The 11,491-nt window shown below is 69.8% G+C and carries 12 protein-coding genes; all 12 read left to right on the plus strand.

Going from position 1 to position 11,491, the window contains the following annotated elements; genetic code table 11:
- The first annotated feature begins 31 nt into the window (after positions 1–31).
- The 12 genes from ABNQ38_RS33695 to ABNQ38_RS33750 all read left to right on the plus strand — a co-directional run bounded on the left by ABNQ38_RS33695 (position 32) and on the right by ABNQ38_RS33750 (position 11,491).
- Complete coding sequence (locus ABNQ38_RS33695; protein ID WP_377810617.1) at positions 32–493, plus strand: hypothetical protein; 462 nt, start codon at positions 32–34, stop codon at positions 491–493.
- A 46-nt stretch (positions 494–539) separates the two neighbouring features.
- Positions 540–848: a head-tail connector protein gene (locus ABNQ38_RS33700; RefSeq protein WP_377810618.1), complete on the plus strand. Its 309-nt coding sequence runs from the start codon at positions 540–542 to the stop codon at positions 846–848.
- Positions 845–1,357 (plus strand): hypothetical protein, encoded by a 513-nt coding sequence (locus ABNQ38_RS33705; RefSeq protein ID WP_377810619.1) that lies wholly within the window; start codon positions 845–847, stop codon positions 1,355–1,357. The genes ABNQ38_RS33700 and ABNQ38_RS33705 overlap by 4 nt, the downstream gene beginning before the upstream one ends.
- On the plus strand, positions 1,354–1,680 hold the full coding sequence (locus tag ABNQ38_RS33710; RefSeq protein ID WP_377810620.1) for a phage head closure protein: 327 nt from the start codon (positions 1,354–1,356) through the stop codon (positions 1,678–1,680). Before ABNQ38_RS33705 ends, ABNQ38_RS33710 begins: the two co-directional genes overlap by 4 nt.
- 13 nt (positions 1,681–1,693) lie before the next feature.
- Complete coding sequence (locus tag ABNQ38_RS33715; protein ID WP_377810621.1) at positions 1,694–2,161, plus strand: hypothetical protein; 468 nt, start codon at positions 1,694–1,696, stop codon at positions 2,159–2,161.
- Entirely contained in the window at positions 2,158–2,547 is a 390-nt protein-coding gene (locus tag ABNQ38_RS33720) for a DUF3168 domain-containing protein (protein ID WP_377810622.1), read from the plus strand. Before ABNQ38_RS33715 ends, ABNQ38_RS33720 begins: the two co-directional genes overlap by 4 nt.
- A gap of 43 nt (positions 2,548–2,590) precedes the next feature.
- On the plus strand, positions 2,591–3,070 hold the full coding sequence (locus ABNQ38_RS33725) for a hypothetical protein (RefSeq protein ID WP_377810623.1): 480 nt from the start codon (positions 2,591–2,593) through the stop codon (positions 3,068–3,070).
- 105 nt (positions 3,071–3,175) lie between these two features.
- Entirely contained in the window at positions 3,176–3,571 is a 396-nt protein-coding gene (locus ABNQ38_RS33730; protein WP_377810624.1) for a hypothetical protein, read from the plus strand.
- Between the two features lie 35 nt (positions 3,572–3,606).
- On the plus strand, positions 3,607–3,828 hold the full coding sequence (locus ABNQ38_RS33735) for a hypothetical protein (protein WP_377810625.1): 222 nt from the start codon (positions 3,607–3,609) through the stop codon (positions 3,826–3,828).
- Between the two features lie 33 nt (positions 3,829–3,861).
- Positions 3,862–9,492 (plus strand): phage tail length tape measure family protein, encoded by a 5,631-nt coding sequence (locus tag ABNQ38_RS33740; protein ID WP_377810626.1) that lies wholly within the window; start codon positions 3,862–3,864, stop codon positions 9,490–9,492.
- 27 nt (positions 9,493–9,519) lie between these two features.
- Complete coding sequence (locus ABNQ38_RS33745; RefSeq protein ID WP_377810627.1) at positions 9,520–9,924, plus strand: hypothetical protein; 405 nt, start codon at positions 9,520–9,522, stop codon at positions 9,922–9,924.
- Position 9,925: 1 nt separating this feature from the next.
- Positions 9,926–11,491: a hypothetical protein gene (locus ABNQ38_RS33750; RefSeq protein WP_377810628.1), complete on the plus strand. Its 1,566-nt coding sequence runs from the start codon at positions 9,926–9,928 to the stop codon at positions 11,489–11,491.

The following is an 11,491-nucleotide window of genomic DNA, read 5'->3' on the forward strand; positions in this document are numbered from 1 at the left end:
CTTTTCGGACAACCTGACGGGAGACGCCCCGATGTTCACCCCCGCTTTCGGTCGCGACGACGCGGCCCTGATGACCCCGGTCTATGCCAAGGCCGAATACGACCTGACCGCCGGTGCCGGCACCGACAATGTGGAGCAGACCTGCGCCGCGCTTGATCTGCGCGACCAGTTCGGCACCAAGCGGTTCGGCAGCCTGACGGCGGTGCTTGCCGCCACCGCTGCCCTGTCCGCCGCTGCGACCCTGATCGTCACCGGCATCTTCGAACACTCGGCCGATGGCGTGACCTATACCGAGATCGGCACCGATGAGACGATGCTGACCCTCAACGGCGGAGTCGGCGGTACGCTGACCGGTTCGGCCGTGCTGGGCTGCAACCTCGCCGAGGCCGAGCGCTTCGTCCGGTTCAAGTTCAAGCCGGACCTGTCCGCCGCCAACACCGACACGGCCAAGGTCGAGACGGTCTATCTGCTGACCAGCCCGACCGAAATCTGATCGGGAAGAGGGGGCGGCATCGCCCCCTCGCTTCGGAGTGCCCAGCATGTCCGTTGTGACCCTGGACGAAGCGAAGGCCCATCTGCGCGTCGACGGCGCCGATGAGGACGCCGACATCGCGCTGAAGCTGGCGGCGGCCGAGGATGCCGCCGTGCAGCACCTCAACCGATCGGTGCCCTGGACGGATGCCGACGGCGCCGCGGTGCCGGTCCCGCCGTCGGTGAAGGTCGCCATCCTGCTGATCCTCGGCGACCTCTACGCCGTCCGCGAAGGTGCCGTCATCGGCGCCACCCACGCCGTCAACCCGACGGTCGAGCGGCTGCTCGCCCCCTATCGCAGGATCTCCTTCGCATGAAGCCGCTGCTGATCCTGGGCTATGCCGCCTGCCTGTTCGACGATCTGGCGGCGCTGGGGCCCATCGATGCCGATCTGCTGGCCGTCAACCGCGCCGGGCTGGTGGTCGGCGCGCTGGACCATTGGGTGTCGCTCCACCCCGACCAGCTGGCCGGCTTCGCCGCCGCGCGGGCTGCCGCTGGCCTCGTCGGCGGCTTCACCACCTGGGCGCCCGATCCGGGCCCCGGCATCGACCGGGTGACGACGGACGTCGAGCGTTTCGGCACCTCCAGCCTCTATGCCATCCGGATCGCCCTGCACAAGCTGGGCTACCGGCGGGCGATCCTGGCCGGCGTGCCGCTGGACGATGCCCAGCCCTATGCCGACGGCTCGCCGATCCCGCGGCGCCTGGGCGGACACCGCATCGCTTGGCACCATGCCGTTGCGGAGATGGATGGCCGGGTGCGCTCGCTGTCGGGCTGGACCCGCTCCTTGCTGGGCGCTCCGTCGCCCGCATGGTGGGCGGCATGATCGGCGCCGGCGAACTGGACCAGCGCGTACGGATCGAACAGCCGGCCGACACCCCCGATGGGCGCGGCGGCGTCACGAAGGGCTGGGCCGAACTGGCGACCGTGTGGGCAAAGGTCCGGCCTATCGCTGGCCGGGAGCGTGCCGCCGCCGGCCAGATCGAGGCGGCGGCGACCTATCGCGTCGTCATCCGCCGCCGGACCGACGTCACGACCGACTGCCGGATCCTCTGGCAGGGCAGGACGATGAACATCCGCTTCGTGCCGGCCAGCGGATCGCGCGCCATGTGGACCGTCATCGACTGCGATGCCGGCGTTCCGACCTGACCGGAGACCACCCATGGCCCGTCAACGCAGCCGCGTCAAAGGCGCGGCGAAGCTTCAGCGCGTCCTGCGCCAGCTGCCGGACGAAGTGACCGGCGAGGTGAAGGAGGCGGTTGCCGAGAGCGCCTTCGCCCTCTTCGCCGACGCCTACCGCGCGATGCCCAAGCCGGGCGCCGGCCATCCCTATGCCGACGGCACGCTGATGCGGAAGTTCCAGGTGAAGTTCACCAAGGGCGGCTTGGCCGCGCGCATCGGATCGTGGGGCAAGGGCCGCGCCGCCCACATCCATCTCGTCGAGTTCGGCGCCGCGCCGCACGACATCCCGATGCCCGACGGCGGCGTGATCCACCATCCCGGCGCCCCGGCCCAGCCCTTCCTGTTCCCGGCCTACGAGGCCAACCGCAACGGGGCGATCAAGCGGGTGCGGGTGGCGGTCAATCGGGCTCTGGGGCGGGTGGTCGCCGCCGGGAAGGGGGCGGAATGAGCGCCGCCGCCGACACCTTGCAGGCGGCGCTCTATGCCCGCCTGTCCGCCGCCCTGGCTCCGGTGCCGGTCTTCGACGGTGCCCCGGCCGGCCAGCCCTATCCCTACGCCACTATCGGCGACGTCAGCGCTTCCGACGGCCCGCTGGTTGACGTGGAGGCCGAACAGCATCTGGTCACCGTCCATGTCTGGTCCAACCAGGGCGGCTATGCCGAGACCAACACGCTGCTGGCCGCCATCAAGGCGGCCCTGCACGACCGCCCGCTGACCGTCGCCGGCTTCGAGCCGGTGCGCCCGGTCTACCGCAGTTCCACCGCCTTCACCCAACCCGACGGCGTCATCCGCCACGGGGTCATCCAGTTCCGGGCGCTGACCGTTCGCCCGTGATCCCGGCGGCGCCTGCCGTCATCCACCCACAATGAGGGTTACCATGAGCGTCCAATCCACGATTGGCACGAAGCTGTATGTCGGCACCAAGGCGAGCAGCCTGACCGCCGACACCTACCTGCGCGTCGGCAAGGTGGAGAACTTCGGCGAGTTCGGCGACGAGGCCGAGGTCATCAAGTTCAACGCCACCGACGAGGGCAAGGTCTACAAGGCAAAGGGCATCGTCGATCCCGGCGCGATGCAGCTGACCATCGCCGACATCGAGGACGATCCCGCCCGCGAGCGCCTGGAAGCGGCGATGATCGACCCCAACGCCTACAACTTCTACCTGGAAAAGAACGACGTCGACCGTGACGCCACCACCGGCCTGCCGCTGGCCGGCCATCACGGCACCCGCTTCTATTTCCGTGCCCTGGTGACCTCCACCCGCCGCGTGCCCGGCGGCTCCAGCGACACCTGGAAGCGCACGCTGAAGCTGGAACTGGTCGAGAGCTACACCCCGGTGCCGAAGGGCAGCAGCTAAGCCCAAGGCCCGCGCGTGCGAGGCCGGCGGCGTGTCAGGGCGCCGCCGGCCTTTTTTCTGCCTGCCCTGACACCCCGTTTCCCCTGACATTCGAGGACACCCGTCATGAGCACCACCCCGAAGTATGCCCGCGGCGTCGCCATCGTCACCGTCAACGGCGCCGACGTCCCCCTGGTCTGCACCCCGCGCGCCGCCGGCATCATCTCCAAGGTCACCGGCGGCCTGCAGAACGCGCTGAACAGCCTGATCGCCGTCGAGTACGAGACCGTGCTCGGCATCTACTGCGCCGGCAGCGGCAAGGCCCCGGCGGAGGCCGAACAGGAGCTGTTCGACTTCGGCATCACCCCGATGGCTCGGGTGCTCTACCAGTATGTGATGATGCTGCTGAATGGCGGCCGGACCGCGGAAGAGCGCGCGGCCGACGACGCGGCAGCGGCGGCCAAGCCGGGAAACGGCGACGCGGCGCCGACGGCCGACGCCGGCGAGCCCGCCGCTTCCTGACCTTCGAGGATTATCTCGACGATCTGGTCGAGCGCGTGCTGGGGGCCAAGGACTGGCCGCCGGACGTCGTGCTCGACACGCCGATTCCGCTGCTCGAGATCGCTTTGAAGGGAACGACGGCCTTCATCGTCGCAACCTCGCCCTTCGGCAAGCCGGCCGAAGAGGATGAGGACGAAGAGCCGGCCGATCCGGCCGAAGCCGCCGAAGAGTTCGTCTCGTTCCTGTCGCAGCGTTCCGCGGGAAGGCCGCCTCCGTAACCGGGCGGCCTTTCGTATTTCCAGGGGCACCCCATGGCTGAAGATCTGGCCGGCCTTTCGATCCCCATCGAGGCGTCCACCGCCCTGCTGCGCGAGCAGATGGAGGCGGCGGCGCAGGTCGTCGGCGGCACCACCGACCGCATCGACCGGTCGCTGTCGAAGGTCGACAAGGCCTTCGACCGCCTGGATCAGGCGTCGCGGGCGGTCAAGCGGGCCGTCGGCACCGTCCAGAAGGACATGGACACCGCCGCGGCCGGTGTCGGCACCGCGGCCGAGCGGATCAACCGCTCGCTGGGCATCATTGGGCAGGGCACCAACACCCGCTCGCGCGCGGCAGACATCGAGGCGTGGGGGCAGGAACTCGACCGGCTGGAAGCCAAGTTCGACCCGGTCACCACCGCGACCAAGCGGTACGAGGCCGAACTCGCCGATCTGCAGACCGCCCAGCGCGCGGGCATCGTCACCGGAGCCGCCTACGAGCAGCAGTTGCAGCGGATCACCGACAGCTACGATCCGGTGACGGTTGCCGCCCGCAAGCTGAAGGAAGCGGCGGAAAAGGAGGCGGCTGCCTTCCAGGCTCTGGAAGATCGGCTGGACTCCCATGGGGCAGCAACCCGGCGGCTGGCCGACGATCAGGCCAAGCTGGACAAGGCCTTGGCGGAAGGCCGCATCTCCAACGACCGCTACACCACCCTGTCGCGCGCTCTGCGCGACACCGGGACGGCGGGGGAGACGGCGGCCAAGGGGACCAAGCTCGCCGCCCATGAACTGACCAATCTGACCTACCAGTTGCAGGACGCGGCGGTGCAGCTGGCCGGCGGGCAGAACCCGCTGCTGATCATGATGCAGCAGGGTCCGCAGGCGACCGGCGCCGTCGGTGGTGTCGGCCGTGCCCTGTCGCTGCTGGCGTCGCCGGCCGGGCTGGCGACGCTTGGGATCGGTGCCGTCGCCGGCGCTTTCGCCCTGGTGGTGGCAGCGGGCGAGTCCTACCAGCGCAAGCTGGCGGAGGTCTCCACCGCCAATCGAATGATGGGTGGGCAGGTGGGGGCGACGGCCGACCAGCTTGAGCAGCTGGCCACCCGCGCCGCCGATGCCGGCCGCATTTCGGTGTCTGCCGCCCGCGATCAGGAAATCGCCTACATCCGCGCCGGCAAGATCGGCACGGAGTCGATGGAGAAGCTGATCGCGCTGTCGCGCGATTACGCCGCCGGCACCAAGCAGAGCGCCGAGGATGCGTCGGCCGACCTTGCCGGCATGTTCAAGGACCCGGTGGCAGCGGCGGAGAAGCTGCAGGCGTCCTACGGCATCCTGACCGCCAAGGAGATGGAGCATGTCCGTCAGCTGAAGGCGACCGGTCGGGAGGAAGAGGCCCGGGTGCTGGTTGCCGACAAGCTGGGCGTGCGGGTGCGCGGGCTGGCCGACAACACCACCACTTTCGCCCAGGCCTGGGAGCGGGTGGGCCGGGCGGTCTCGAATGCCTTCAACGCCGTCGGCGAAGCCGTGGCGCCGGAGACCAACGCCCAGGCGATCCGCCGGCTTGAGGCCGAACGGCAGCGGCTGATTGACGCTCGCAAGCTGGACCGCGCCCGCATCGAGGCCGAGACCGGCGGTGCCGCGGGCAGCGAGACCGTGCCGATTGACAGCCGACTGGCTGCGCCTGGGATGGGCAGCGCTGGCGACAAGCGATTGGTCGAGATCGACGCCGAACTGCCACAGCGCCGCGCGACGGAGGCCCGCGCCCGCGAGCAGGCGGCGATCCGCAAGAACAACCAGGACCGCGACCGGTTCGGGGTGGAGGCGGCGGAGATCACCCGCGCCGCCCGGCCGCTGGGTACCGAAATTCTTGACGTCACGGAAAAGGTGACGAAGCTCCGGCGCGCCTTCGGTCCGGACATGGCCGGGGCGACGGACGAGACCAAGCGCGCCCTGGCCGGTCTGGAAAACCAGCTGGCCGACCTGAACAAGGCGAGCAAGGACGGCGGTCTCGACGCCTACAAGCGGCGTCTGCAGGACGAGGCTAGCAAGCAGTCGACGGGCATGGTCGGCCCGGCGCGCGAGAAGTTCCTGGCCGAACGCCAGCGGGAAATCGACCTGATCGGCACCGCCACCTCAGCGACCGAGCGGAAAACCCAGGTCGACCAAGCCGGCGCCGCCGTCACCAACAATCAGGCGGCGGCCGTCGCCCAGCAGAACGCCCAGACCACGGCGGCGATCAGGGGGCAGGTCGCCGCCGCCGATGCCTACCGTGATTCTCTCGCTGCCGGGATCGAGGCGGACGCCCGCCGGCAGGCGCAAAGCGAGGCCGTCACCTCGGCCATCGATGTGGAGGCGCGCACCCGGCAGATCGTCGCGGAGAAGGCGGCCGACCAGGCGGTGTCGCTGGCCCAGACCACCAAGCAGCTGGACCTCGAGACCGAAGCCCAGCGTCAGGTGGTCGCCGCCACCGACGAGGGCGTTGCCGCCCGCATGGAGGCGGAGCGCAAGGCGCAGGTCACCAAGACGACATCGGAGGCCCTGGCGGCGGCGCAGGCGGCGGAGGCCACCGGCAATGTCGAACTGGCCAAGACGCTGCGCGACATCGCCGACGGCTACGACGAGGCCTCCAAGGCGGCGTCCGAACTGTCCAAGCTGGACGCGCTGAAGCAGTACAATCAGCAGCAGCGCGACGGGTTGGAACTGGCGCGCAAGGAAGCGTCGCTGGTCGGCAAGTCGGTCGATGACCGCACCCGGGCTCGGGCGGCTTATCAGGCCGAAGTTCAGATCCGGCAGAAGGGCATCGACGTCACCAAGGAGCTGTCGGCCGAGCAGCTGCAGGAGGTGGAGCGCACCCGCCAGCTGGCGGTGGAGACGGCGGACTGGCAGATCGCCACCCAGCACGCCGAAGCCGCGTGGCAGGGCGTGGGCGACGCCATCGACGAGTCGGTGGTGCGGCCCCTGGAAAGCGCGGTCGACGCCATCGTCAAGGGGCAGAGCGAGACGGTCAAATGGGGCAACCTGATCCGCGCCGCCCTGACCTCGCTGGCCGTCGACGCCGGCAAGATGGCGCTGGTCAACCCGGTGAAGAATGCTCTCGGGCTGGGCTCCTATTCGCCGTCTTTGTGGGATCTGCAGATTGCCGGCGGCAGCGGTCAGGCGGGCCAGGGCGGCAACGGTCTGACCGGCCAGCTGACCAACGCGGGGCTTTCCCAGGCCGGCAGCTGGGCGATGGACAAGCTGGGCATCAGCGGCGGCATGAGCGGCCTGATGGACACCCAGCTGTGGGCCGGCACCTCCGGTATCGCGCCCGGCTATGTCGACGTCGTCGGTTCGGAGGCCATCGCCAATTCGGCGGCGGCGACCGGTGGCGGTGCGACGCTTGGCGGCGTCCTTGCCGCGGGCGGCGCCGGTGCGCTGGGCGGCGGGATCGTCGGCGGCGCCCTGGGGACCGCAACCAACTCGAAGGCCGTCGGCGGCATCAGCGGCGCCGTCGCCGGTGCCGGTGCCGGCTATCTCTCGACCCTCATCGGCCTGTCATCAGTGGCCGGGCCGGTCGGCGCCGCCATTGGTGCTGCGGTCGGGCTGATCATGGGCATGATCGGGACGCAGAAGGCGACCGTCGGCCCCAACAGCTCCGGCAACATCGTCCTGAACGGCAAGGGCGGCCTGAAGACCGATACGGCCCTGGCGGACAACGGCGCCGATGCCGGCCAGATGCAGCAGGTGACCAACGCCGTCGCCGGTGCCATGAACACGGTGCTGACCGGTATCGGCGCCAAGGTCACCGGCGGCGACGGGCTGAACACCGGCCTGATCCAACAGTTCGCCAAGGACGGCAAGTGGTATGTCACCCCGGCCGTGGGGGACAAGGCGGGGCAGAAGAGCGAGTTCACTTCGCAGGACGAGGCCATCGTCTTCTACATGCGCGAGAGCCTGAAAGGGCTGATCGGAACCGGGCAGCTGACCGGTGCCAACGCGGATGTGCAGAAGGCGCTGACCACGTCCAAGGCGACCAAGGCTGAGGATCTCGCCACCGATCTGAGCTTCGCTGCCGACTTCCGCCAGCAGATCGACGCCATGAATGCGGCGCTCGATCCGGTAACTAACCAGATCAAGACCTACACGGCCAATGCCAAGGAGCTGGGCGAGCAGGTCAAGACCTCGATCACCGACTGGCGCGACAAGGCCAGCGAATTGGGGCTGGCCACCGAGACCGAACTGACCGCCGCCGCCCGCAAGGGCATCACCGCCATGATGGGGCTCGGCCCGGCGGTGGAACCGCTGCGCGGCGTCGCTGCCGTGACCAAGCAGGCGGAGATTGAGTTCGAGGCCTTCCGGCCGGCCCTGATGTCGCTGGGCTACACCGCGGCGGAGGTGACCGACCTCGCCACCCAGTACACCGCCAAGCTGGTGAAGGCGCGGGACGATGCCGTCGCGCTGACCCAGCGCCAGGGGGCTGCCGCCCTCGCCGGGCTGACCGACCCGCTCGCCAAAACCAGCGCCCTGGACAGGCTCGACGGGCTGGGGCTCGACCGCAAGAACTCCGTCATCGCCGGGCTGGCCAACGCCATCGACGGTGTCGAAGCGGCGGCCAAGCGCGGGACGCTGACCCTGTCGGACGAGCGGCAGGCTTTCGCGCTCCTGGATCGGCAGCTCGATGCCGGCTACCTGACCGCCGATCAGTACACCACCATGGTGGGGTATCTGACGCAGGCATGGCAGGACAGCGGGCAGGTGGCGCAGGCGCTCGCCTCCTTCCAGTCCGATCTGGCGAGCCGGACGCAGACGGCGCTGGGCAACAGCCGCGGTGCCGGGCTGCTGACCCTGGACGCCCAGCAGGCCAAGCAGCTGAAGGACGCCCGGGATGCCGGGTACGATGTCAGCCAGCTGATCCAAGTGCAGGCGACCGAGCGCGGCCAGAAGGCCTTCGATCTGGCGCAGGCAGACGTTCTGGCCGCCTACGATCAGCAGGTCAGCGCGACCCAGGACCTGATCACCAAGCTGCAGGATGGTGCGGTCGCTGCGGCCAAGGTGGCGGACCAGTTCATCAAGGCGCGCAACAGCCTCGCCATCTCCGACGACGCGCCGATCAGCCCGGGCGAGAAGCAGGCGGAAGCGGCGCGGCAGTGGAAAGATGCCCTGGCCATCGTCCGGTCGGACAGCGCGACCGAGAGTGAAAAGACCGATGCCCGGGCGGTGCTGACCCAGATCGGCCCGACCCTGGTCAGCATCGAAAAGGCCAACTCCGCCGGCACCTCCCGCACTTGGTACGACACCGTGATGCAGGTGTTCGGCGAGTTGGGCGACAAGACGGCTTTGGGCGTCGACACCGCCGACCAGCAGCTTGAGGCGGCGCAGGACACGCTGAAGGAGTTGCAGCAGGGGCGCAAGGACGCCGCCGCGGTGGGGCAGAAGCAATACGGTGCCCTGACCGACCTCAACAGCATCATGCAGCAGTCCTACGTGCTCTGGCAGGCGCAGCTGTCGGCGCTCCAGGCCAGCACCGGCGGCACGGCCGGCACCGGCGGCACGGCCGGCACGGCACCGACCTACATCGACAGCAGCTTGGCCGGCAAGCGGGCCCGGCTGGAAGCCTTCAGCAATGCCGAGATCGAGCAGAACTTCGGCGGCTTCGCCGACATCATCGCCGCCCGCGCCGAAGACCCAACCTTCAATTTGGCATGGTGATTCAAGAACTTCGGCATCGGCGAGGTGTTGGCCGGCACCCGCAAGATCCCCGGCTTCGCCACCGGTGGCGGGCATGCCGGCGGGTTGCGCATCGTCGGTGAACATGGTCCCGAACTCGAGGCCACCGGCCCGGCCCGCATCTGGACCGCCGATCAGATCGCAACCGCAATGGCCGCCGCGCGTGGCGAGTTCGGTCCCACCGTCGTCGGCTTCCTGCCGGCGGCGCTGGGCGGCGGGAACGGCATGGCCACGCTGGTCAAGGCGGTGGAGGCCGTGGGCGGGCGGATCGACCGCCTGTCCGGCCAGATCGAAACTTTCGCCCGGGCCGGCGCCCAGCAGGCGGACGCCATCGGCACCGACACCGTCCGCACCCTCGACCGCATTCAGGCCGAGCTGCAGGACCTCCCCGTCCGGATCGCAGGAGCAAGCTGAGATGAAACTCCGCCTCTATGAGCTGTCGACCCATCATTGGGCCGACGGGCACACGCACGTCTGGTATCTGTGCGCCGGCTCCAAGGGCTACCAGTCCTGGCCCAGCGACACGCCGGCATCGGTGACGTGGCTGCCGCTGGTCGGGCAGTGGGCATCTGTGCTGGTACAGGCGGCCGGCGGCGAGGGAGGCAGCGCGCCCAAGCGGGACGATCTGTCTCTGATCAACGTCCGGGCGGCCGACACCCTGCCGCGCTACGCCAATGTCTGGGACGCCACCGCCGGCCTGTGGCTGCGGGTGCCGCTGGGCGTGCGGCCGCTCAACCCGCTGCTGACCGACTATGCCATCCAGACCATCACCGAAAAGGAGGTGGACGAGGCCGCCCCCTATGCGAGCGCCGTGACGGTGTGGACCGCTCGGGCCGGGCTGCCGGCGCCGGACGGGCGCACCGGCATCAAGGTGCCGCTCTACGACCGCCAAGCCGACTTCGACGATCCCGTCCAGACCGAGCGCTACAAGGGCACCGGCGGGCTGGAAGGGCCGGCGGAGCTGAAGGACGTGCTGAAGGAGGCACCGATCGGTCACTGCCCGCTGGCGGCCCCGACCTATCTCGGCATCATCGACGGCCTGCATGTCTGGTCCGTCGGCGGCGGCCGGGCAATCCAGGCGGTGCCGCGGGCGTGGTCGCTGGCGGTACCGGTCCTGCCGACCAGCGGCACCCCGACGGCCGGCCAGTTCCGCGTCGACCTCGCCACCGGTCTGATCCGCACCGCGGTGAAGTATGACGACTTCCGGGTGGAGGTGCAGGGCCGGCTCTTCGGCGGGGCGTGGAAGCGCCGGATCGGCGAGACGGTGGCGGCGCTCGCCCTCGAGGCCGGGCTGGCCAGCACGGTGGACATCGCCGGCATGGACAGCACGCCGCGCACCGTCGGCGTCTATCTGCCGGCCGGCGACGGCCGCAGCCACAAGGACGTCTACGACAAGTTGGTCGGCTCGGTTGCGCGCGGGCGCTGGTACATCGGCCTGTCCGATCAGCTGGTGGTGACGCGGTTGCCGCGCGGCGCCGTCGCCACCTCGTCCCGCTCCTACAGCACCGCCGACGGCTCCACCCCGGGCGCGAAGCCGCTGACCCGCTCCAACACGCCGCCGGCGAAGCAGGTGGTGCTGCGCTATGCCGAGAACCCCAACCCGGTGACGCAGACCGCCTTTGATGCCACCGACTCGGCGAATGTCACGCTGTGGACCAAGCAGTGGCGGGAGGTTGCCGGCGAGACGGACCCAGGGATCGTCGCGGCCTATGGCAAGGGCGCCAAGGTGGCGACGGTGGAGACCGCCTTGACGGTGGCGGCCGAAGCGGCGGCCGAGCTGTCCGAATGGCAGGCGGAGAAGCAGGACCCGCCGCAGTCCTACGAGGTGAAGGTCCGCGACGGCGCACCCGGGCTGTGGATCGGCGACGGCTTCACCGTCACCGACGACATCGCCGGGTTCGAGACCGGCGCCACGCTGGTCTGCACCGGCAGGACCAACCGCGACCGCGGCGGCGGCGCCACCCTTTACGGGGAGCGCTGA

The organism is Azospirillum sp. A29 (genome assembly GCF_042604625.1).
In the GTDB taxonomy this organism is placed as follows: Bacteria; Pseudomonadota; Alphaproteobacteria; order Azospirillales; family Azospirillaceae; genus Azospirillum; species Azospirillum palustre.